The sequence below is a fragment of the Sphaerospermopsis sp. FACHB-1094 genome (assembly GCF_014696195.1).
GTDB classification, from domain to species: domain Bacteria; phylum Cyanobacteriota; class Cyanobacteriia; order Cyanobacteriales; family Nostocaceae; genus Sphaerospermopsis; species Sphaerospermopsis kisseleviana.
In genome coordinates this window covers 50,068-71,471 of record NZ_JACJPT010000018.1, presented here as the reverse complement: position 1 = coordinate 71,471, position 21,404 = coordinate 50,068, and the positions used below count along the sequence as shown (strand labels likewise).

General features: G+C 35.7%; 23 protein-coding genes, 1 tRNA gene and 1 pseudogene. 12 read left to right on the top strand and 13 right to left on the bottom strand.

The genetic code is table 11. The annotated features are described in order from the left end of the window. Positions 1-159 precede the first annotated feature (159 nt). Together H6F47_RS08430 and H6F47_RS08425 are read right to left on the bottom strand one after the other, a co-directional pair. Positions 160-747 carry an rRNA large subunit pseudouridine synthase E gene (locus H6F47_RS08430; RefSeq protein WP_096566465.1) on the bottom strand — a complete coding sequence of 196 codons (588 nt, stop codon included), beginning with the start codon at positions 745-747 and terminating at the stop codon, positions 160-162. Positions 748-763: 16 nt separating this feature from the next. Beyond that, positions 764-850 (bottom strand) — tRNA-Ser (locus H6F47_RS08425). 107 nt (positions 851-957) lie between these two features. Between H6F47_RS08425 and H6F47_RS08420 the strand changes: the two genes are divergently transcribed. From H6F47_RS08420 to H6F47_RS08370, 11 genes and pseudogenes are all read left to right on the top strand, one after another. Next, positions 958-1,326, top strand: coding sequence for a 2Fe-2S iron-sulfur cluster-binding protein (locus tag H6F47_RS08420; protein WP_096566463.1), 369 nt, complete (start codon positions 958-960; stop codon positions 1,324-1,326). A 16-nt stretch (positions 1,327-1,342) separates the two neighbouring features. Further along, the gene (locus H6F47_RS08415) at positions 1,343-1,945 is read left to right on the top strand and encodes a thermonuclease family protein (RefSeq protein WP_137667089.1); all 603 of its coding nucleotides are present in this window, start codon (positions 1,343-1,345) and stop codon (positions 1,943-1,945) included. Positions 1,946-2,072: 127 nt separating this feature from the next. Then, complete coding sequence (locus H6F47_RS08410) at positions 2,073-2,882, top strand: inositol monophosphatase family protein (protein ID WP_137667088.1); 810 nt, start codon at positions 2,073-2,075, stop codon at positions 2,880-2,882. An 88-nt stretch (positions 2,883-2,970) separates the two neighbouring features. Then, positions 2,971-3,395 (top strand): annotated as a pseudogene (locus H6F47_RS08405) (DnaJ domain-containing protein). Next, on the top strand, positions 3,395-4,606 hold the full coding sequence (locus tag H6F47_RS08400; protein WP_137667087.1) for an ATP phosphoribosyltransferase regulatory subunit: 1,212 nt from the start codon (positions 3,395-3,397) through the stop codon (positions 4,604-4,606). The pseudogene H6F47_RS08405 and the gene H6F47_RS08400 overlap by 1 nt, the downstream one beginning before the upstream one ends. A gap of 192 nt (positions 4,607-4,798) precedes the next feature. Beyond that, complete coding sequence (locus H6F47_RS08395; protein ID WP_096566455.1) at positions 4,799-5,026, top strand: ferredoxin family protein; 228 nt, start codon at positions 4,799-4,801, stop codon at positions 5,024-5,026. A 121-nt stretch (positions 5,027-5,147) separates the two neighbouring features. Next, positions 5,148-5,873, top strand: a complete 726-nt coding sequence (locus tag H6F47_RS08390; RefSeq protein ID WP_096566453.1) for an ABC transporter ATP-binding protein — start codon at positions 5,148-5,150, stop codon at positions 5,871-5,873. A gap of 30 nt (positions 5,874-5,903) precedes the next feature. After that, positions 5,904-7,214, top strand: a complete 1,311-nt coding sequence (locus H6F47_RS08385; protein WP_190648548.1) for an AAA family ATPase — start codon at positions 5,904-5,906, stop codon at positions 7,212-7,214. Continuing rightward, on the top strand, positions 7,211-7,876 hold the full coding sequence (locus H6F47_RS08380) for a retron system putative HNH endonuclease (RefSeq protein ID WP_190648545.1): 666 nt from the start codon (positions 7,211-7,213) through the stop codon (positions 7,874-7,876). Before H6F47_RS08385 ends, H6F47_RS08380 begins: the two co-directional genes overlap by 4 nt. A gap of 77 nt (positions 7,877-7,953) precedes the next feature. After that, positions 7,954-8,724: a carbonic anhydrase gene (locus H6F47_RS08375; RefSeq protein WP_137667084.1), complete on the top strand. Its 771-nt coding sequence runs from the start codon at positions 7,954-7,956 to the stop codon at positions 8,722-8,724. A 110-nt stretch (positions 8,725-8,834) separates the two neighbouring features. Continuing rightward, a complete protein-coding gene (locus tag H6F47_RS08370; RefSeq protein WP_137667083.1) occupies positions 8,835-9,305 on the top strand; it encodes a M67 family metallopeptidase in 471 nt (156 codons plus the stop codon). A 6-nt stretch (positions 9,306-9,311) separates the two neighbouring features. Here H6F47_RS08370 and H6F47_RS08365 read toward each other — a convergent pair whose 3' ends face one another. Together H6F47_RS08365 and H6F47_RS08360 are read right to left on the bottom strand one after the other, a co-directional pair. Next, on the bottom strand, positions 9,312-10,946 hold the full coding sequence (locus tag H6F47_RS08365; protein ID WP_190648543.1) for an AAA family ATPase: 1,635 nt from the start codon (positions 10,944-10,946) through the stop codon (positions 9,312-9,314). A 29-nt stretch (positions 10,947-10,975) separates the two neighbouring features. Then, positions 10,976-11,473, bottom strand: coding sequence for a hypothetical protein (locus H6F47_RS08360; protein ID WP_190648539.1), 498 nt, complete (start codon positions 11,471-11,473; stop codon positions 10,976-10,978). A gap of 55 nt (positions 11,474-11,528) precedes the next feature. Between H6F47_RS08360 and H6F47_RS08355 the strand changes: the two genes are divergently transcribed. Further along, complete coding sequence (locus H6F47_RS08355) at positions 11,529-11,963, top strand: hypothetical protein (protein WP_190346967.1); 435 nt, start codon at positions 11,529-11,531, stop codon at positions 11,961-11,963. A gap of 102 nt (positions 11,964-12,065) precedes the next feature. Here the strand turns inward: H6F47_RS08355 and H6F47_RS08350 are convergent, their stop codons facing one another. The 9 genes from H6F47_RS08350 to H6F47_RS08310 all read right to left on the bottom strand — a co-directional run bounded on the left by H6F47_RS08350 (position 12,066) and on the right by H6F47_RS08310 (position 21,348). Next, positions 12,066-13,388, bottom strand: coding sequence for a vWA domain-containing protein (locus tag H6F47_RS08350; RefSeq protein WP_190648537.1), 1,323 nt, complete (start codon positions 13,386-13,388; stop codon positions 12,066-12,068). Positions 13,389-13,398: 10 nt separating this feature from the next. Beyond that, positions 13,399-14,505 (bottom strand): hypothetical protein, encoded by a 1,107-nt coding sequence (locus H6F47_RS08345; protein ID WP_190648533.1) that lies wholly within the window; start codon positions 14,503-14,505, stop codon positions 13,399-13,401. Between the two features lie 55 nt (positions 14,506-14,560). After that, a complete protein-coding gene (locus H6F47_RS08340) occupies positions 14,561-16,636 on the bottom strand; it encodes a hypothetical protein (protein ID WP_190648530.1) in 2,076 nt (691 codons plus the stop codon). A gap of 22 nt (positions 16,637-16,658) precedes the next feature. Beyond that, a complete protein-coding gene (locus H6F47_RS08335; RefSeq protein ID WP_137667077.1) occupies positions 16,659-17,573 on the bottom strand; it encodes a hypothetical protein in 915 nt (304 codons plus the stop codon). After that, positions 17,557-18,441, bottom strand: coding sequence for a hypothetical protein (locus H6F47_RS08330; RefSeq protein ID WP_190648527.1), 885 nt, complete (start codon positions 18,439-18,441; stop codon positions 17,557-17,559). Before H6F47_RS08330 ends, H6F47_RS08335 begins: the two co-directional genes overlap by 17 nt. A 30-nt stretch (positions 18,442-18,471) precedes the next feature. Next, complete coding sequence (locus H6F47_RS08325; protein ID WP_190648525.1) at positions 18,472-19,251, bottom strand: hypothetical protein; 780 nt, start codon at positions 19,249-19,251, stop codon at positions 18,472-18,474. Next, positions 19,248-19,844 carry a 4Fe-4S single cluster domain-containing protein gene (locus H6F47_RS08320; protein WP_190346962.1) on the bottom strand — a complete coding sequence of 199 codons (597 nt, stop codon included), beginning with the start codon at positions 19,842-19,844 and terminating at the stop codon, positions 19,248-19,250. Before H6F47_RS08320 ends, H6F47_RS08325 begins: the two co-directional genes overlap by 4 nt. Before the next feature lie 42 nt (positions 19,845-19,886). Next, a complete protein-coding gene (locus H6F47_RS08315; protein ID WP_137667073.1) occupies positions 19,887-20,972 on the bottom strand; it encodes a hypothetical protein in 1,086 nt (361 codons plus the stop codon). 235 nt (positions 20,973-21,207) lie between these two features. Beyond that, entirely contained in the window at positions 21,208-21,348 is a 141-nt protein-coding gene (locus tag H6F47_RS08310; protein WP_190346960.1) for a hypothetical protein, read from the bottom strand. Positions 21,349-21,404 lie beyond the last annotated feature (56 nt).

Here is a 21,404-nt window from a genome sequence, read left to right as displayed (position 1 = left end):
ATCTTTGCAAGGTCTTGACTGAAACTCCGATTTTTTTAGCAAATTCATGAGGTTTAAACATAAAGTCACTCATAGGTTTGTCTATGAGTGTACAGGTTTGTCTATTAAATTGTCAACTTAGGACAAGCTCTACATTCTTTTTCAGAGAGGTCTAATTAGTTAAATTCGTGACTTTTTCAAACCTTGGATTTCTGAGGGTGTAAGGTTGCGCCATTCACCTAGTTGTAAACCAGTTAATTGTAAGTGAGCAATACTCACCCTGATTAATCTTAAAGTGGGAAATCCTACCGCAGCAGTCATGCGTCGCACCTGGCGGTTTTTCCCTTCTGTGAGAGTCATTTCCAGCCAAGCTGTAGGAATATTTTTCCTAAATCTAATCGGGGGGTTGCGCTCACTCACTATAGGTTCTTCTGAAAATAGTTTAACTTGGGCGGGGCGAGTTCGGTAATCTTGAATTTCTATTCCTGTGCATAGTTTTTGGATAGCTTCTGCATCAGGAATGTTTTCTACCTGCACCCAGTAGGTGCGTTTATGCCCAAACCGGGGGTTAGCAAGACGATGCTGTAACTGTCCATGATTAGTTAACAACAATAAACCTTCACTGTCCCAGTCTAAACGCCCCACAGGATAAACATCAGGCACATCAATATAGTCTTTCAGGGTAATGTGTTTAGGCGATTCTTGGGTAAATTGACTCAGGACACCATAGGGTTTATGAAAAATAATATACTTAAATTCATTGGTCATTATCTTGAAAAAAAAACGGAGAAGGAGGGATTCGAACCCTCGTTGAAGTTTCCCCCAAACAGACTTTCCAGGTCTGCGCCTTAAACCACTCGGCCACCTCTCCAGGTGTCATGAATTTTCATTCTAAACCAAACTTGTAAAAAATGCAATGATTAGATCAAAGATTTTTACAATAAATCTACAATCTCACATTCTCTAGCAAAAATCAAGATGGTTCAGACCCATACAGTCAAAGTTCACAACCGCCAAACAGGCGTATCACATACCCTGCAAGTTCCAGAAGACCGTTATATTCTGCATACAGGGGAAAATCATGGCATAGAACTGCCTTTTTCTTGCCGGAATGGGGCTTGTACAACCTGCGCTGTCAGGGTAATCTCAGGAGAAATTTACCAACCAGAAGCTATTGGTTTATCCCCAGATTTACGCCGACAAGGTTACGCTTTGTTGTGTGTGAGTTATGCTCGTTCTGATTTAGAAGTAGAAACACAAGACGAAGACGAAGTTTATGAACTTCAATTTGGGCGCTTTTTTGGTAAAGGCAAAGTCAAAGCGGGTTTACCTTTAGATGAAGATTAGAGGCAAATAATAAACAATGAAGATTGTCCCAAGGTGCAGCTACTTACAGGCTAAAATTGCCGTATTAGTATCCTATTTGGGTATTTGGGCGCAAAAAGTAGCAATTTTATCTTGTTTGTTGTTGTTGGTCAGTTGTCAAGGCAAAAATCAGCCAGCAAACATACCCACAGTAGTCACAGTAGCGCGGGTTGTCAGCGGACAAACTTTAGAAGTGCTGGGATTGGGAGAACAACCAAATATAACTTCCCAAGTCCGCTTAATCGGTTTAGATGCGCCTGATTTACGTCAGCGTCCTTGGGGCGAGGATGCTAAAGCACTTTTAGAAAAGTTAATTAATGATGGTGATGGCGGGAAAAAATCTCTCAAGTTAGAGTTTGACCTGGAAACCAAAAACAGGTTTGGGCAAATCTGGGCTTATGGGTGGAAAGATCAGGTGTTTTTGAATGAACAAGTGATCAAACAAGGGTATGCTCTATTTGTGGGGCGATCGCCTAATCACAAATACAATCAACGCCTAGAAAATGCCCAACTTTGGGCAAGACTGATGGGACAAGGTATCTGGAACCCAGAAAACGCCATGCGTCAAACTCCTGGTGAATATCGGCGGATGAATAAGTGATTGGTGATTGGTGATTGGTGATTGGGTTATTAATCCTTCCCATCTCCTAGAACTCCTAGAACTCCTGAACTCCTAGAACTCCTGAACTCCTAGAACTCCTGACTCCTGACTTCTTGAACTCCTTCTCATGACTAACTTACAAATTTTTCTCGATATCGCTACCGAAGCTGCCTTATCTGCTGGTGTGGTTTTGCAAGATTATTTAGGTAAAGTAGAGGATGCTATTACCGAAAAAGGCAGACCTGGTGATTTAGTTACCGCTGCTGATAAAGCTTCTGAAAAAGTGATTTTGGAAATTATCAACCGTCACTTTCCCCAACATTCCATCCTCGCGGAAGAATCAGGAAAATTGGGAAATCAAACCAGTGAATATCTCTGGGCTATTGACCCTCTAGATGGTACAACTAACTACGCCCATCAATATCCCTGTTTTGCTGTTTCCATTGGTTTGTTTATTCAGGGAGTGCCAAAAGTCGGTGTAATTTATGATCCTTTCCATAATGAATTATTCCGGGCTGCTGCTGGTTTAGGTGCAACACGCAACCGCAGACCTATCAAGGTTTCTCAAACTTCTGAACTGAGTAAAAGTTTGTTAGTAACAGGATTTGCTTATGACCGCAGGGAAACCAAGGATAATAACTATGCAGAATTTTGTCATCTTACCCATCTTACCCAAGGCGTAAGGCGTGGCGGTTCTGCTTCTCTAGATTTAGCTTATGTTGCCTGTGGCCGTGTGGATGGTTATTGGGAAAGAGGTATTGCACCTTGGGATATTGCTGCTGGTATAATTTTAGTTCAGGAAGCTGGGGGTCAGGTGACAGCTTATAATGGTGGAGATTTACAAATTGATTCTGGGAGAATTTTGGCTACTAACGGTTATATTCATAACAGTCTGAGTCAGAAACTAATGCAAATTTCGCCTTTGTCAGCTTGGTAAGATGAGGAAAATAGGTGAGTAGTTGTTAACTCAATATTACTGACAGGGTAAACTATAAAAAATTGCTGCTAGGTTGCAATATTTCTATATGTCTATCAAAATAGATGGCGAATTATTTAAATATGATTTTATAGATCATCACGCAGTTTTGTGTGTTCCAGTTGATGCGAGTGCAGGTGAAGTTCGCAAACGTTATCTGAAAATTGCCCGTCGCTTGCACCCAGATAGTGCTGCTGTGATCAAAAGTCATGAAAAAGAGCAAGTCCTAAGTTGGCAATGATATATTTACGGCAAAATCAGCTAAAAATGGCTAAAATTTACTTTGAAAATGCCCTGAAATTAGATCCAAATGACAAATTAGCTTTGGAATGGAAGCCTAAACTTGATAAAGTTTTAGAAAATCAATCTGGTACTCATCAGGGAAGGAAACCTGCCAATAATGGAGATACCCAACCCGATAAGTCTAGAAATGGTGGTTTGTTCGGTGGTTTGTTTGGTGGGAAGAAAAAATAATGGTGTATCAACCAGCAGCGGGAGCTAGGGATTTATTACCCTTGGATGTGGCTCAAAAACGCTGGATTGAAGATAGATTACAACAGGTTTTTCATCGTTGGGGATATCACAGGATTATCACCTCAACGCTGGAACGGATGGATACGCTGATGGCAGGTGAAGCAATTCAGCGCCATAAGGTCATACAATTACAAAATGGGCAAGATGAGGAATTGGGTTTGCGTCCAGAACTCACCGCTTCTATTGCTCGGACTGTAGTTACTCGCATGGCTGAAGCAGCCTATCCCCAACGGTTGTATTACAATGCTAATGTATTTCGCCGCAACTGGGAAAAGCGCCATAATCAGCAGCAGGAGTATTATCAAGCTGGGGTGGAGTTGCTGGGTGCGGACGGGTTACTGGCAAATGCAGAAGTGCTTTTGTTGGTAGCTAATTGTTTAGAAGCTTTATATTTGCGTGGATGGCAGTTGATTTTAGGTGAGGCGGGAATTACTAAATCTCTGCTGGATGCTTTTCCGGCTAATATCAGAAGTGAAGTGAGAAATGCGATCGCTAATTTAGATCGTGTAACTCTCGATACTTTACCTCTGAGTGAAGAATTGCACCAACGCGCTAGAATCATGTTAGATTTGCGTGGTAAAAGTGCTGATGTGCTGCAAAAAGTCAGCAGTTTAAATTTAGATGCTGACCAACAAGCAGCGGTAAATAACCTGAAATCCCTGGTAGAATTACTGGAATCAGAAGGTAAATTTTCTTTGATTCTGGATCTCAGCTTGATTCAAACTATTGACTACTACACAGGAATTGTGTTTGAAGTAGTTAGTGATACTGAAGGTCAGGCGTTAGTTTTAGGGCGTGGTGGTCGTTATGACCAACTTTTAGGGCTATATCATCCCCAAGGGCAAAATATTCCTGGAATTGGTTTTGAATTAAGCATTGATGATTTATACCAAGTTTTAGCATCGAGTCAGCAATTACCGCAAAGTATTCCTGCAAGTAACTGGTTAGTAGTTCCAGAAGATCAAAATGCTGATGCTGCTGCTTTTGCTTATGCCCAAAAATTACGAGATTCTGCCCATTTAGTGCGGGTAGAAATGGATTTGGGGGGAAGGGATGCCGAAGCAATTCGGAACTATGCACGCGATCGCTCTATCGCCCAAATAGCCTGGATTAACTCTGATGGTACACCCACAATTGAAGCAGTTAGTTAACAGGTAATACAGCCATCAGCCGTTAGCTATCAGCCGTCAGCTAATGTTAATCTTTACCTTTGCGGTTCTTTTCCTGTTATTCGTTGATTAATAAAAGCTGAAAGCTGATCACTGAAAGCTGATTACTTGCGTTAATATTACAAATTGTTAACTTAGAAACTGCTGATTCAATCAAGAGAGGGGAACGAGAAAATGCCACATACAATAGTAACGGAAGTTTGTGAAGGGGTTGCTGACTGCGTAAGTGCTTGTCCTGTAGCTTGTATTCATGAAGGACCAGGTAAAAACATTAAAGGTACAGATTGGTACTGGATAGACTTTGCTACCTGTATCGACTGTGGCATCTGTTTACAAGTTTGCCCAGTAGAAAACGCAATTTTAGCAGAAGAACGCCCTGAATTGCAGAAAATTTCAGAATAGGTGATTGGTGATTGGTGATTGGTGATTGGTGATTGGGAAAAAACTTTACCTATTACCTATTACCTATTACCTATTACCTATTCCCTGTTCCCTATTCCCTATTCCCTATTCCCTATTTCTTATGACTAATAACTATTTATTAGAAGTTGAAAATGTCCATGCTGGATATATTAAAGATGTCGATATATTGCAGGGTATTAATTTTCGAGTTGAACGAGGAGAATTAGTAACTGTAATTGGCCCTAATGGTGCTGGTAAATCTACGTTAGCAAAAACAATTTTTGGACTTTTGACACCCCACACAGGTACGATTACCTTTAAAGGGGAAAAAATTAATGGTTTAAAATCCGATCAAATTGTGAAAAAGGGAATGTGTTATGTTCCGCAAATTGCCAACGTTTTTTCATCATTAACAATAGAAGAAAATTTAGAAATGGGGGCTTTTGTGCGGAATGTTCCCCTGAAACCTTTGAAGGATAATATATTTGCAATGTTTCCCAGATTGAGCGATCGCCGTCGTCAACGTGCAGGAACTTTATCAGGTGGAGAAAGACAAATGTTAGCGATGGGTAAAGCTTTAATGTTAGAACCTAGTTTATTATTATTAGATGAACCTTCCGCGGCTTTATCTCCGATTTTGGTAACACAGGTATTTGAACAAATCAAACAAATTAATCAAGCTGGTACTGCGATAGTTTTAGTAGAACAAAATGCTAGAAAAGCTTTAGAAATGGCTGATACAGGGTATGTGTTAGAATCAGGACGTGATGCAATGTCTGGACCTGGGAGAGAATTATTGAATGATCCAAAAGTGGGAGAATTATATTTAGGTGCGGGAGGACATTAAATAAAGAGTCAGGAGTCAGGAGTCAGAACTATGCACATTGAAGAATTACATTTACAGAATTTTCGGGGTTTTCAAGAACTGAAATTGAAACTTCCTCCAGATTTAGCTGTTTTCATTGGATCTAATGGTTCAGGTAAATCATCTATTTTAGATAGTATTGCTATACTTTTGTCAAGATTTATATTTGAATTACTGCCCAAGAAACCTTACAAAAAGTTAGATTTTGATTTAACAGAGGATGATATAAATATAAATGCACATAGAACACAACAATCTATTCGCATTGTAATTTACTCAGATATAAAAATGTCTTGGGATATTTCCAGAGATAGAGATGAATTTAAATCTATAACAAAGAAAACAGAAATTAATCAGTATGTTTCTCACGTACATCAAGAATTAAAACATCAACCTAATTTATCCATACCATTATTAGTTTATTATCAAACACAGCGAATAGTTATAAACTCTGGTTTTGGAAAAAGAGTTATTAGTAAACCTAATCAATTTGATGCTTATAAATCGTCATTTTCAAACAATATCAACGATTTTAAAGATTTTTTTTATTGGTTTAAAGAAGAAGAGGAATATGAAAATGAAATTCGATTAAGAGAAAATAATAGCTTTAGAAATAGCAACCTTGAAATTGTTAGAAAAGCTATAGAAATATTTTTAGAATCTTTCCCCAATAGCCAATTCGTAAACCTTCATATTGCTCGTGTAAGTAGTAGTAAAGAGTTAAGTAGTCATCGTCTTAATAGTCCTTCATTAGTTATCGAAAAAAATGGTGAAATTTTTAAACTAGAGCAACTTTCCGATGGTGAAAAAACCTTATTGATGATAGTAGTTGACATTGCCAGAAGGTTAGCAATTTTAAATCCTAGTATTACTGATCCTTCAGAAATACTGCAAACCGGAACAGGAATAATATTAATTGATGAAATAGATTTACACTTACATCCTCAATGGCAAAGAATAGTCATTCCTAGTTTTAGAAGAACATTTCCCAACTGTCAATTTATTGTTACTACTCATTCACCTCAAGTTTTGAGTGGAGTAAACAGAGAAAACGTATTTATTTTAGAAGATGGAAAAGTTTTAGAATTTACGCCCCACACATTTGGTAGAGATAGTAATTCAATTCTGTTTGAAGTTATGGGTGTAGAAAAAAGACCTGTGAAAATGCAAGAGAGAATAGACGAATGTTTTAAAATGATAGATAATGATAACTTAGAAGCAGCGAAACTAGAATTACAAAAATTATCTGAATTATTAGGAAATAATGATCCAGATATGATTCAAGCCTATACACTTATTGACTTTTTAAGCAGAGTAGAATGAAACGTATTATTAAAGGTGCTGAACCTCCATGTCTTTTAAAATATCGTCAGACACAGGATGCAAACTATGATGATTATCGTCCAAAAGAACCTTTAAAAAGGGCATTATTAGCAGAACAAGGTTATATTTGTTGCTATTGTATGCAACGAATATCTATAGATAATATGGAAATTGAACATAATAAACCTCAAGCTGATAATCCACATTTACAACTAGACTATAAAAATCTAATAGCTTCTTGTTCAGGTAATAGAGGTCAAGGAAAAAAGAATTTACATTGTAACGCAAGAAAAGGAGATTATGAAGGAACACATAGAAATTATAAAATGAATCTTAATCCAGTAGATAGTAATAAGAATTGTGAAAATCAGATCAAATATAGTTCTACTGGAAAAATATTATCTATATGTGATGATGAAACTATTAATCATGAATTAAATGAAGTTTTAAATCTGCATTATCAAACTATTAGAGAAAATCGTAAAATAGCTTTAGACACAGTAATTACAGTGTTAAATAAAAAATTTCCTAACAAAACATGGTCACAAGAAGCTATTAAAAAGAAACTAGAAGAACTAAGTAGCAAAGATGCAGATGGTAAGTATAGTCCATACTGTCAATCTATTGTTTGGTATTTAAGCAAAAGATTAAATAACCCTTAAACCGTGTAATTTGGTACTCTAGAATCATAATTAAATCTGATATGTTTTGAAAAACAGTACAGATTTGAGATAAAATCATGAGTAGAATTAACGGTTTTGTAGGTCGTCGTCACTTCTTAAAAATCGCAGGTTTAACTACATTAAGTATTGGTAGTCTAACTGCTTGTAATGAAATCATTAATAACCGTTCAGAAATTATCATTCCTCAAAAAAATCCCAATCCTAACCCAGTCAGTGCAACGGAAGCACAAAAAAGATTAATAGCAGGAAATAAAAGATTTTACAATCAAAATCGCCGATATCCTAACCAAACAAAAAGACGTTTACAATCAATTTCGGAAACACAATATCCCTATGCAGCAATATTAGGATGTGCAGATTCTCGCGTACCACCAGAATTAATTTTTGATCAAGGATTAGGAGATTTATTTGTTGTGCGTGTAGCTGGTAATATTGCTAGTGATGAAGCTATTGGTAGTTTAGAATATGCTACCACAGCCTTAGGTACACAATTAATTGTAGTGTTAGGTCATAAAAACTGTGGTGCAGTTGCAGCAGCAATCAGAAACAAACAAGTACCGGGAAATATTGATACTATTGTTGATGGTATTCAACCAGCAATATCTGAAAATCAAGAGAGAGATAATGATACTAATAATGATATTAATAATGATATTAATAATAATGATATTAATAATGATAGAGATGCTGTCATTAGTAACATTCAATTTCAAACAGAAAAAATGCAAAGAAGTTCACCCATTTTAGAGCAGTTAATCAGCGCAGATAGATTAAAAATTATCGGTGCATTTTATGATATTGATACAGGTAAAGTTAATTTTCTGTAAAATCTATGTAAAATCTATGTAAAATTTATGTAATATGCAACAATATGTAATAATATGTAATTAATAGCTAGATTAGCTTTTGAATATCTTAATTACAGAATCTATGATTTATGAAGATTTTAAAAATTAATGATCAAAACTTAGAAAGTATCAATCTTCATGCTGAAAAAACCTACCCTGATGAATGTTGTGGGTTAATACTGGGTTATCTCAGTCATGACGTGAAAACTGTTGTAGAAGTAATACCTACAGAAAATGTATGGAATACCGAAAAAGATAATTTTACAGAAAACCAGGAAGAATATAGTACCAGAAGAAGATATGCGATCGCTCCCTTTTTCATGTTACAAATACAAAAGGAAGCGAGAAACCGCAATTTAAATATAATTGGTATTTTTCATTCCCATCCTGACTATCCCGCTATCCCCTCAGAGTGGGATAGAATCTATGCTTGGCCAGAATATTCTTATATTATTGTATCAGTGAATCAGGGTAAAGCAGGTGAATTAAATAGTTTTTGTTTAGATGAAAATCATCAGTTTCAAGCTGAAACAATTGAACGTATAATTTTAGCAACTTGACGTTAACTAAGATCCAAGAATTAGACTCTCTAAAAAACCCATTTCTAATTCTGAAGCAGGTTTACCACCACCACCTGCTAATAAATTTAAATATTTTCGCAACAAGTGTTGCATATTGGGAGTACGATATTGAGGACTAATTTGGGATAAGGCATTTTCCCAATTAATTTTAGTGGGGATGTTACCATATCCCGCCAAATATATAGCTTCTCTAACTAATTTATCTAATTCTGCTCCTGAATATCCGGCGGTTTTATCTACGAGATATTCTAATATAGGGGATGGAGTCGGTGGTAATTTATAAGCAGTAATTCGCTTTTGTAAAATCTGATATCTTTCTTCTGTGTTAGGTGGCATAACTATGAAAATTTCATCAAATCTTCCAGCACGAAATAATTCGGGAGGTAATTTTTCTCTATCATTAGAAGTGGCAATGAAAAAGATCGGATATTCGTGATCATTTAACCATGATAAAAATGTCCCAAACTGTCTGGTACTGACTCCTGAACTATCACCCCCAACACCTGCAAAAGCTTTTTCAATTTCATCCATAAACAGGATGTTTGGTGCTGATGCTTCTATTGCTCTGAGTGCTTGAAAAGTGTTACTTTCTGATTCTCCTACCCAGCGAGATTGTAAGCGAGCAATTTCAAAATTAATCTGCGGTACACGCCATTCTTGTGCGATCGCTCTAGCTATAAATGTTTTACCACAACCAGGAAAACCTTCTAATAAAATAGCACGTGGACGTAATTCTGGCTGGGAATCTTGAGCAAACCAAGACTCTCGACTATAAATCCATTCTTTGACTTTACTTAATCCTCCCACATCTCTTAAACCTTGACCAGAGGGAGCATAATATTCTAAAACTCCAGTTTTTCTAATTTCCTGTTTTTTAGCTTCTAATAATAATTGTCCAGCAGCTTCTGGATCTGTCCACAAATTGCGAGATGTTGATAATTTAGCTGATAAAATAGCCGCTTGTAAAGGCATTCCTTGAGCCTGTTCTGCTAATCTCCAAGCATCTGCTTCCGCTAAACCATATTTTTCTACAGCAACACTGAAAACATTATCATATAGTTCTTCTTCTACAGGTAAAGGTAAATCTATAATATGTACTATATTGCGAAGAATAGTCGGAATAGTCCAATCTGCACCAATAATAACTAATGACATTCTTACTACAGGTCTTTTTTGGTCTATTGCTACTATTAATTCTTTTAATCTTCGTGCTATAAAATAGTCATCTGGACGTAATAAAACAGACCAATCTGGTAATAAATAAGTATGTTGTTTAGATGAATTTTTACTTACTTGGTCTTGTAAACGACTTTGTAAAATATCCAAAGATTGTAAAATCGGATTACCCGTTGTATCAAGTGCATTACCCATCCTTTTCCATTCTGCTTGATTTGCAGATGTGGGAATTTCTAATCTTTGTTGAAAACCTTCTGTACTACTCCACTGCGCTAATTCTCCATCTTGAATATCTCCAGTATTGAGAATGGCTAAATGAGCATCAATCACACAACGAATAGCACGACTTTCTTCTGATGTTCTCAAGAAAATTAACGGATAACGGGACTTTAATAAATCCTGTAATTCTTGCTGACATTTATTGTATGGTAATTCAGGTTTCATATTTTTACATTCCCTATTTTTCTAATTTACTAAAAATCTGCTTTGTTGCTATCTGTGCGAATATCTGAAGATGAATTTTTTTGTGTTTCCACTGGTGTTTCCGCAGGATTAATTTTAGTTGTATTTTGAATAACAGGATTAGGAGTTTTCACTGGGTTAACTACAGATTTCGGAGGTGTTAATGGTTGTTTACTAGGTTGTTTAGCTGGTGCTGCAATAGTTTCAATGGGAGGAACAACAGATTCTAATCCAATAGCTGAATCTAATGGTAAATCAAGAGTAACTATAGTTCTATGACGACCAAGTTTGATATCAGAAATCCAGTTAGCAATAATCATAGATAAGTTAGCTGCTTCAATCTTTCTTGCTGACTGTTTTTCAATAGTTTGACTAATATTAAATCGGGGAGTTTCTTGACGAAAATAATCTTCAGGATAGCTTTCATGTAGTCCATTCAAATTAATAGAGTAGCTAATTTCTTTGTTTCCTGCTTGTGGTATTCTGATAACTAAAGTATATTCAGACATAATGAAAACACCATTATTAATAGATTTTGTATGACTAGGGAATCTCACTTACCTAGTGGAAATTTTAGCATCTTGGCGTAAAAATATAGAAGTGAAGAATGATATCAGTGATGACGAGAGGGATTTAATTATGAGCTTATCACCAGCATATCTCAAACAAAGAGAAGAATGGCGTAAAGAGGGATTAGAAGAAGGACTACAAACGGGACTACAAACAGGATTGCAAACAGGATTACAAACGGGATTACAAACAGGATTACAAACAGGATTACAAACGGGATTACAAACGGGAAGACAAGAAGGACTACAAGAAGGACTGCGTTTAATAGTAGAGAGTTTATTAACAGCGCGGTTTGGTAATTTAGATCAGGAATTATCTGCTGTTGTCACTCCTATCATCGAACTTTCTCTTGCAGAAAGAACTGATTTATTACTTAATTTATCTCAGTTGTCGCGTGAGCAATTATTGGCTAGAGTCAATCTAGGTTAAACGGTCTTCTGTAGTCTTCTGTAGGTTGGGTTAAGCAAAGCGCAACCCAACTTATATCATAATTTAGTAAATTTAGTAAATTTAGTAAATTTACTAATTGTGTTAAATCCAACGTTCAGCTTCATCTTTTAGTTGTTTGCTCCAACCTTTAAACCACCATAAACCACCACCTAAAACTCCTAACGTGAAAACTAGAATAATTAACCGATCTGGAATTAAAGGTAGTTTATAAAATGATATATTAGGCATTCTAATCTTTACAGGTTCAGCATTCAAATTCAGTTTTCTGCTAGAGGAATTAATACTAACTTGTACTTGATATTCTTCTCCTGGTATGGCATTGGGTTGTTTAAATTGCACTTCATATTCTCGTAATGCTTTAAAAAAAGTTTCTAAACTATTTACCGCTTCATTAGCATTTTGGGGAAATTTACTAATACCTCCTGTTAATTCGGCAATTTGTTTTAATCTGGGTTGGTCTACAATATAATTGTAGATATCACCTGAAGAAAGTTTACAGGATTGAATTAAATCAACTGCTTTTTTTTGGGCTAATAAACTATAAGGAATGTTGCAATTAATAGCACGATCTCTTAGCTGTCTTAAAGACTCTCCATAGCCTAAAGTGTACACCCTGACTGTAGCATATTTTTGAAAGATTTTTGTTAAATTTTCAAATTGTTGATCTTCTGTACCTCGATTCCTATTATGATAACCATCAGATAGTAAAATCACAGCTAATTTCGGCGGAATTGGTTCATCATCATTATTTAAATTGCGGTTAGCATTTGCTTTTCTGGTAAATTCCTGGGAGTTGTTACCTAAATATTGTACCGCTTCTTTTAAAGGGTCATATAAATTAGTTCCTGCATTAGTGGGAGAAGAGGCTAAATCAGCTACTCTTTGATCTAAATCCGGTGAATTTGCTGGTAATAAGTTTCGCGCAATTATTTCTTGATTGACTTCATAATTATCTTGAGGTTTATTAGATTCTCCAAATGGTACTAGAGAAATATGTACAGGTAAATTTTTCTCCCGCACTAAATTAATAAATCCTTTAATCGCACGAATCGCACCATCTATTTTTTTAACTTTACTAGCATCTTTAACTTTCATACTCCCACTCATATCTAAAAGAATGACAACATAAGCGGGATCTGAAGTTAATTGTTCTCCTGGGGGAATTAATTTCAACCGATTAACTTCTGAGTATTGGAGATTAATAGGAGTACCTTCGCTTTTAGCTGTAATTCTGGCAGTTTCTATTTTAAAATCAGATGTTTGTAGACCTTCAATGGGAATATTATCATCATTCACCACGCTAACTTTTAAATTGACAATATCACCATCTGTAGGACGGGGAGATACTTCAATTTTAGAACTAGCAAGAACTGGTAAAGGTAGAAATCCCAGTAAAAAAGCCACAATTCCTAATTTAAGCTTGGGGGTCAAGGAGGCGGTTATAGAAAATGAATCTGTAGAATTTTTCTTCATCGTGTTCATGGTAAAGGGTTAAAATTTGGTTATGTTTAAGAGTGGTAGTTTTACTTTCTGCTAAAAATTTTTGTTGAATGCGTACAGCATCTTCAGCTAAAGCACGAATAATTACTGTACCAGAATTAACTTGTAAAGATGCACATCTTTCTGGTAAATGAGGAATATAAATATCCGCGTCGTCACCTGAACCAATGATTAAAGGTTTCTTAGTTTTTGCTGGTAATTGAATAGAAACACCTTCTTCAATATGTTTGTAATCATCATCGGGAATAAATTTTAAAGATTGATTATTTAAAGCTGGTCTAAGTATTTGTGTTGGACTGGTATGAATAGTTTGGATTTGAGTATTTGCAGCTTTTCGACTGCGGGGTTTCTTTTTAGCTTCAAAACCTGTTCCTGCTCTCAATGCTACTTGATAAGTAGGTGTGGATGCAAAAGACAAACCTAATCCTAATAATGCACCAAATAAGAAAAAACCAAAGGGTTCTTGATATTGACCTAATGCTCTGTTAACTCCTTCACAAAAACTAGCAGCGAAAAATCCTGCACCTGCACCAAATAATGTACTTTGAATAATGCGTTGAATGACTCTATTACCTGTTCCTTCAATACTTCGCCAACTCCAACTAATACTTTCTGCTAAACCAGCAAATGCACCAATAATTAGCCAAGAAATGATTCTGACAAAACCTCCAGACCAGTTACTTGCTAATAGCATCCAGTTGAAAATGCTGAGGACTAAACCCAGAAATGCACCAACAAGAAATACTTTTTTTAAGGATGTGCGAGAAAGAACTCGCCAATTAGCTTGATAACGGGTAGGGTTGCTGATAAAAATTTCGGCAATTATCATTCCACTAGCTATGCAGGGTGTGACAATTACTAATAAGATTATGTAGGGAGGAAGATTAAATCCTTGGGGAATAAATGGCGTTAAATAAGCGCCTATTTCTTGCCAGATTATTTGACTTATACTCCAGCCTATTAAGGCGGAAACTATGCCGGATAGGGTGTAAAAGCCGATTCTCATGGGAAGGGTGTTCATGGGTTAGGGATGAGTAATGAATGAATAAACAAAGAATTTCTGTTTTGAGTTGATTTCATTTCTTTGAAGGTGGGCTAGAATTACGATAAGGATCATCCATTTGCTTAGTTAATTCATTATATTTACACATTTTAAACTTTGATTTTTCCAAAGATGAACAGTTGTTATCTTTGGGATTATGACTATTACCGGATATTGGATTAATATAATCTGGAAACTGTTTTTTTGTAAATAACAAGTTTATATGATTCACAGACGCAAATCCTATTAATGATAATAATACAGTGAAAAAAATGTACATCAGTGCGGTAAGTTTTAACCATTGTGGAGAAACTCTCTTTACTAGAGGGTTTCCTATTAGTAGACACGCAATAATAGTCAAAATAACATAAATCGTTACACTCGTTAATATCGGTAATATCTTAAACTGCTGATACCAAGAGACTAAAAAAATTGCAGTTCCGGCAACAAAAACTATAATACTTATTTCAATATTAGGATAGGGTTTAGGTGGTGGAGGTGGTGGGTTTTCTTTTCCAAAAATTTCTATTCTAATTTTTTTAGGAAGCCTACGTTTAACATCAATTTGATTTTTTGAAATTTCATCAAAGAACAATTTTATTGATGGATAATTTTCTATGTCTCCAGAGAGTTCAAATTTAGTTTCTGAAGAAGAATATGATTTGATATTTTTTATATTTCTTTTAAGAATTTTTGCATATTCTTGAAAAAAATTCTTGTAAATATTATTGTATTCAATCAAAAAATACTCAACATATTCATTTAGGCGATTGTTGCTTTGATTAGATTCTAATAATTGCATTAATAATTTAGTAATTCCAAAGTATATAGACTCTGGAAGTCTTTTTTTGGCTTTTGGATAGTGAGAACTATTTTCTAGTAAACATTTTTGAAACTTTAAAATCGTTTCTTGATTATTATCATCAAGTAATAATATTTTTATTATTCTGTCTCTAAACTCATCTAAAAAAGATGTAGAAATATTTTCAGGGTTAACAGATTTAACGATATCAAAAAGCCACGATTTAAAAGATGGGTATTCAGGGACAATCAGATATATTAATTCTTTATAATTTTCGTTACCAGAAGGTGTATTCAGAGTAATTTTATCTATAAAATTAGACCAATCTTCATCTGGATAATCCTCTAAATATCCAAATAATTCTTTAGCCTTTTTATCATCTAATCTATTCTGATTAGTAAATATGGTTGCTATATCTGTTAAACACTTTCTAATCTTTTTTTCTGGTGCTATTTGACCAGGATTTTTTGCAAGTGGAGATGTATTTTCTGTAGTTGCTGTAATAGCACTATTATTAGAATTAGGATCTGAATTATGAGGATTATGTGTTTGTGGTGATGGTGAATTTAATGGAGATAAGGAAAATTTACGAATATTACTAGGTATATCCTCTTGAGTAGTGTAAAAGATAGCTAAAAACTTCTCTGGAGATGCTATTTTATTTACATTCCAAGCCCAAGCATTAGAATATTTAGCGCGAAAACTAAGGCCTAAAGCTAAATAGTGTAGTTTTATATATTCAGGTCTTTCATGCCATTCCTGTTTTGTTGCTACAACAGTATGAGGAATTAATTGTAATTTTTCGACTGTTTTCAAAGTTTCTTGTAAAGAAGGTTCTTTAAAGTGCGTTTTTGGATATTCTTGACGATAGTAAAATATTTGTGGTGATGATGACTCAACCAATTCCTCCATCTTAAACTTCGGCTTCGGCTCTTGTTGATCACTCCACCAAGATATTAGAGTTAAGATACCATCAACATCTGGAGATGATTTTTCTAACCAAAAATATTTATACCCGATAGTAGGACGACCACCATCATCTAGTTGTCTATTAGCAACAGCTAAAACCGCATATTTATCATTTATTTCTCTCGCAATCAAAGCAAAATCATCTTCTTCTGGTGGATAATTATCATTCAGAGCAAAATAACCATTAATCACTACTTGACGAATTTCTTCAGGAACTTCTCGATTCCAACGAGTGATTTTTTCAAAAGCATAACCACCAGATACATAACGTTGATATACATCTGACCAACGGACGTTATCAAATGCTCTACAAAATTGGTAAATGGGAATACCTGTCATTTTATCTTCTCCTCAATTTCTCTTATTTGATATCTCTTAATTGATTATCTTCCTTACCCGTTGCTAACCAATATAAAGGTGCAACTAAACCTAAAGGTCGCCATACTCCTGGTTTATCAATTACCCCATAAGTTCCACCCGCATCTCTACTTTTTTTCCTGAAATTTGGTCTTGGTGGTGTTCCTTTTATACCAAAGGTAGAACAAAAAAAGTAATTTGTAGAACATCCCCAATTATTACGCCATTTGTTTAATGTAGTTTTAACATTGGGAAATTTTAAGCCCAGGAAAGTGTCTATATTCTGCCAATAACCTGAAGCTGGAGGTTGTTCACATTTAGTAAATACTACAGCTATTCGGTAGTTCTGTAATCCTCCATTATTAATACTTAATCGTTCATTTAATTCTCTTTGTAAATTCTCCAATGCTTGAGCATATTCTTTATCAGATGTTTTGGTAGCAGTGCTATCTATGAGTATCAATAACCCCGACGCAGTGGCACAATCATCTAAATAACTAACCAAATGTGAGCTAGGGTTGGCAATATTCTTTAACTCTTTGATCAGTTCTCCTGAATATTCTCGACAGGATACTCGTAATCTGATCGGTTGATTTCTTAAAGCTGGGAGAGGATGATTGAGAAATTTAGCTTTTAAGGTAATTAGTAAGGTGTATGTTGGTAAGTTCTCAGCGTCTCCACTACCATAATCTGTACCTGCTAATTCTTTTCCATCTTCTAAAATGTCCTGAGCTATATTAATTAATTCCCCAGCTTCATCGTTATAAGGATCAACGGAAACAATGGGACTGTCTGATTTAGCATTTGGCCAACGAGCTAAGGCAGCCATAAAAGCTGTTTTTCCAGAACGACGGGGACCAATAACCCGGAAATCCTGGTTTCCACCGATGTCAAGGGGAAGATTAGAGGCGTTCGTCATGGAATACCCTCCCTGTGCTTAACCAATAAAGTGGGGAAATTAAACCAAAGGGTTTCCACGCATCCTTATCTCGTAAATAGGCGCTGAACTCGGCGGAACTGCCATCATCGGGTATATAACGATTAGGACGAGGATCATGTTCTCCCAAGCGATCGCTCATTATCCCAAAGGAAGAACAGGCAAAAAAACGTAATCTGTCAGGTGGCAATTTCTCTTTCAAAACTTTATAGGTTTCCTGCAAACGAACTTTAAATAAATCTTCTTCAGCATCTAAACGACAAGGCCAAATTTCCCCTCGTTCACATTTACTCATCACTACTGCTACTCTCAAATTATTTAAAGTTTCATTCACTCCAGCTTGCTCAGATAATTCTGTCAAGAGTTTATATAAAGCAGGTGCATAGATTTTTTGATCATTGGTAGCTTCCCAATCTGTGAGCATAATCATCCAACTTGGGGAGGTTAACCAATCTTCTAAATATTCTGCAAACTCAGATGCTCTACTGGGGTAAGCAGCACATTCAAATGTTTCTCCTGCATAATCCTTGACAGCTAAATTTAATGTAATTCCTGGTGAATTTTTACTAGCTGGGATTTGAATTTCAAAAGAAAAATATGGTTCATTACCAATATCATTAGGCGCAAAAACTGCACCTTGTTCTAAAATATTTTTAGCTGCACCAATCAGTTCCTCAGCATCATCGGATGCTGGGATAATTTTCAAACCCGGAAATTGTTTTTTTAACTCATCGGGTAGCCTTAATAGTGAAGCTAAATAAGTGGTTTTTCCAGATTTACGTGAGCCAATGATTCTAATATCATTGCCTATAGATTGTTTTTTAAGTTTCAGGACTGTACTTTGAGTCATAAAATTATTGTATTGAAATTATTGATAATATCAGAATCTATGGATCAGATAAGGAGCAAGATACAACCAAGGTAATTCTAGTAATTCTTGATTTTCAGTAGTAGTAATAAAGAAGTTTGTCCGAGAACCAATTTCTGTACTTTTGTATTTACGAATTACTTGATTTGCTACCCCAAAATATGCGTCAACTACATGATCACTATATTCATACCACGGTGCTGCACCTCCTCGATCTGGCTTATATCTCCAAGTTTTTCCTTCTGATTCCACATCACAAAATAAATCCGCTTTATGCAGGGCAATAATTATGTGTTTGACTCGTTGGCAATTTTGTTGTAAAAAGTCAAACCAGTTCTGTAAACCATTCACCCATTGATCAGCATTAGGTACAGGATTCATTGCTGTTGGTTGTAAATAATCAGGAGCTAAATTTATCCGAGTGCTAGATACAAGACTTTGGTGAGGAGGTAAGATTAAAATTACTGCTTTACTTTGTTTAACTTTATCTTCCATTGCTTGCCAAGCAGAGGGAAAATCTCTTCTTAGTTGGGGGTTACTCCAAAATTCTCCGGGGGTATCTATCCATAAAATATTTAGTTGTCTTGCACCAGTCGCTGGTAAATCTACCTCCATTTTTAATGTTCTGGTGTTTAATTGATCTGTACCTGCGATTTTTTTGGTGTCTGGATTATACAAGTCCCTCGCCAATATTTGCCCATCGGCTATTTGTACATATTTACCATTTTCTGCCAATGCTCGCACCATGCTGGTTTTACCAGTTGCGCGATCGCCTATCACTACAATACTCATCTAGTTTCTACTCCTCCCTGATCAACTTGCGGATATTCCACGGGAAAACCCGTATACGTTAAAGTATCTGAACCTAATACCCACTCCTGACGAGGTATATTCACCACATCAGCCTCTACAATTCTACCAGATAAAAAATGCAATGTTTGATTATTTGAACCTCTTAGTGGTTGATTACTAATTTGCTGTTGTATAAACAAGCCATCTACTAATAAATCTATATGATTTAAGAACTCTTGGCTACCAGGAATATTATTTAATTGTAATCGTTCTAATTGATACCCTGTCCAACAAACTACCGTTTTACCCACAGATTGCACTCGACGCGCTAAATCTGCCAAAGCCACCGCTTGAGCGAATGGTTCACCACCGGAAATAGAAATACCTGCTAAATCTGGTAATTGTTGGAATTTTTGCCAAATTTGCTCAACTGTCACCACCTGATTTAACTTAAATTCCAAATAGTCGGGATTTTGACAACCCACACAGCGAAAAGGACAACCTTGCACCCAAATCACCATGCGATGTCCTGGACCATTGGCAGAGGACCGGGGCAACCAATCGGCTATATTTACTAATAGAGGTTGTGTCATAATTTTAACTATTTAATTTAACTATTTAATTTAACTATTCAATTAATATCCCTGACTTTCTGAACGGCGTTCAGATGTATCAGCTTGATAAAATTCTGTAGTAGTTTTCACTGACATAATTCTCATATCCAAATTACGCCATTCCTGATCAACAGGTTCACCATTCCATTCGCTCCATTCCACCTGATAACCTTGCTGTTGAAACAGTTGAATCACATCAAAAGTACGATTAGCACAGGAAGACTCACCTTCTTGATCATGGGGACCTGCTAAGTCAATTTGTTGACCATCAAACTGTATCCGCATTTGAGTATTTGCCCCCTCATGGGTTTCAATTTCTATAATGACATCACCGTCATCAATTGCACAAATTTGGGCAGTATAACCAACTTGCTGCCAAGATGCTACTAAATTATCCGCCGCAGTTTGAATTTGCTCAATTTGCGACTCATAATTACTAATTTCTTCATGTATGGTTGCTATGTCTTCATCCCTAAGACTGTGCCAACTATTACACATAACATTAATTTTAGTTTGTAATTGTTGAGTGACACTTTCAGGAAGACGAGACTCTAAATTTGCTAATCTTGATTGTATAAAATCAAGCTGTGCTGTCACCTCACTTTTCATCTGTTGAGTTGCCTGAATCCGAGCATCATCTAATACTTGTAAGTATCTCTGAGCTTCAGTTAAATTATGATTCTGTAATGCTATTTCTGTTTTCTGAATAGCTTGTTGAACACTTACAGCATCTAATAATTCTTGATCTACCAAAATTTGATATTCTGACTGAATACTCGGTAATTGCCTCAGTAAACTCTGCACCTGTCTTTGTGCATCTTGAGACAAAGCTTGCTTGACTTCAGCATCTATTGTTACTTTGGTTATACTTGATTTCACTTCTTCAGGTTCTGCAATAATCATCTTTTTTACCGCACCAGAGCGACTTTTTGCGCGAATTTGAGTAATTTTTTGTTGTATATTTTGTTCCCTTTTGATAGCTGCTTCTCTTTCTTGCCGTTTCCGTTCTTGGTAAGCTTGCAATGCTGAGGTGATACCATCAAACAATCCTGGTTGTGATTCAGTAGAAATACCAGCAGTGACGTTAAAAGTTTTTCTGCCACTCATATTTTATTTCCTGCTAATTGCTGAATTAAATTAATCCTGGTGCTTTTTTGAACTTAAAACTTTGAACTTAAAACTTTGAACTTAAAACTTTGAACTTAAAACGAAATTTAGCCAAAATTTAATTTTTTCCATGTTATTACATTTCATGTCAACAAAGCAACATACTTAACTAAAATCGTGATTTTTATTTACATAATTCAGCGGATAGTAAATTTTTAATAAAATTTTTAATATTTTAATAAATTAACCACTCTTTTACTCTCTGCGTCTTTGCGTCTTTGCGTGAGCTAATATAATTTAACCGCAAAAAGTGCGATCGCCCCCTTCCCAGTCCCCAACGTGATATAATTCCCCCAGCCAAAAAAATAGAACTCATAAACTGAACCAACTTTGAGTTAATATTAATACTCTGAGATTCTGCATTTTCTTACT

Excerpts from the sequence above, each read along its gene's own strand:
- H6F47_RS08395 (WP_096566455.1), top strand. The coding sequence starts at position 4,799 with ATGCCACATACAATAGTAACGGAAGTTTGTGAAGGGGTTGCTGACTGC.
- H6F47_RS08360 (WP_190648539.1), bottom strand. The coding sequence starts at position 11,473 with ATGTCTGAATATACTTTAGTTATCAGAATACCACAAGCAGGAAACAAA.
- H6F47_RS08345 (WP_190648533.1), bottom strand. The coding sequence starts at position 14,505 with ATGAACACCCTTCCCATGAGAATCGGCTTTTACACCCTATCCGGCATA.
- H6F47_RS08335 (WP_137667077.1), bottom strand. The coding sequence starts at position 17,573 with ATGACGAACGCCTCTAATCTTCCCCTTGACATCGGTGGAAACCAGGAT.
- H6F47_RS08370 (WP_137667083.1), top strand. The coding sequence starts at position 8,835 with ATGAAGATTTTAAAAATTAATGATCAAAACTTAGAAAGTATCAATCTT.
- H6F47_RS08380 (WP_190648545.1), top strand. The coding sequence starts at position 7,211 with ATGAAACGTATTATTAAAGGTGCTGAACCTCCATGTCTTTTAAAATAT.
- H6F47_RS08320 (WP_190346962.1), bottom strand. The coding sequence starts at position 19,844 with ATGACACAACCTCTATTAGTAAATATAGCCGATTGGTTGCCCCGGTCC.
- H6F47_RS08340 (WP_190648530.1), bottom strand. The coding sequence starts at position 16,636 with ATGACAGGTATTCCCATTTACCAATTTTGTAGAGCATTTGATAACGTC.
- H6F47_RS08315 (WP_137667073.1), bottom strand. The coding sequence starts at position 20,972 with ATGAGTGGCAGAAAAACTTTTAACGTCACTGCTGGTATTTCTACTGAA.
- H6F47_RS08385 (WP_190648548.1), top strand. The coding sequence starts at position 5,904 with ATGCACATTGAAGAATTACATTTACAGAATTTTCGGGGTTTTCAAGAA.
- H6F47_RS08330 (WP_190648527.1), bottom strand. The coding sequence starts at position 18,441 with ATGACTCAAAGTACAGTCCTGAAACTTAAAAAACAATCTATAGGCAAT.
- H6F47_RS08325 (WP_190648525.1), bottom strand. The coding sequence starts at position 19,251 with ATGAGTATTGTAGTGATAGGCGATCGCGCAACTGGTAAAACCAGCATG.
- H6F47_RS08415 (WP_137667089.1), top strand. The coding sequence starts at position 1,343 with ATGAAGATTGTCCCAAGGTGCAGCTACTTACAGGCTAAAATTGCCGTA.
- H6F47_RS08375 (WP_137667084.1), top strand. The coding sequence starts at position 7,954 with ATGAGTAGAATTAACGGTTTTGTAGGTCGTCGTCACTTCTTAAAAATC.
- H6F47_RS08310 (WP_190346960.1), bottom strand. The coding sequence starts at position 21,348 with ATGAGTTCTATTTTTTTGGCTGGGGGAATTATATCACGTTGGGGACTG.
- H6F47_RS08365 (WP_190648543.1), bottom strand. The coding sequence starts at position 10,946 with ATGAAACCTGAATTACCATACAATAAATGTCAGCAAGAATTACAGGAT.
- H6F47_RS08410 (WP_137667088.1), top strand. The coding sequence starts at position 2,073 with ATGACTAACTTACAAATTTTTCTCGATATCGCTACCGAAGCTGCCTTA.
- H6F47_RS08430 (WP_096566465.1), bottom strand. The coding sequence starts at position 747 with ATGACCAATGAATTTAAGTATATTATTTTTCATAAACCCTATGGTGTC.
- H6F47_RS08420 (WP_096566463.1), top strand. The coding sequence starts at position 958 with ATGGTTCAGACCCATACAGTCAAAGTTCACAACCGCCAAACAGGCGTA.
- H6F47_RS08400 (WP_137667087.1), top strand. The coding sequence starts at position 3,395 with ATGGTGTATCAACCAGCAGCGGGAGCTAGGGATTTATTACCCTTGGAT.
- H6F47_RS08390 (WP_096566453.1), top strand. The coding sequence starts at position 5,148 with ATGACTAATAACTATTTATTAGAAGTTGAAAATGTCCATGCTGGATAT.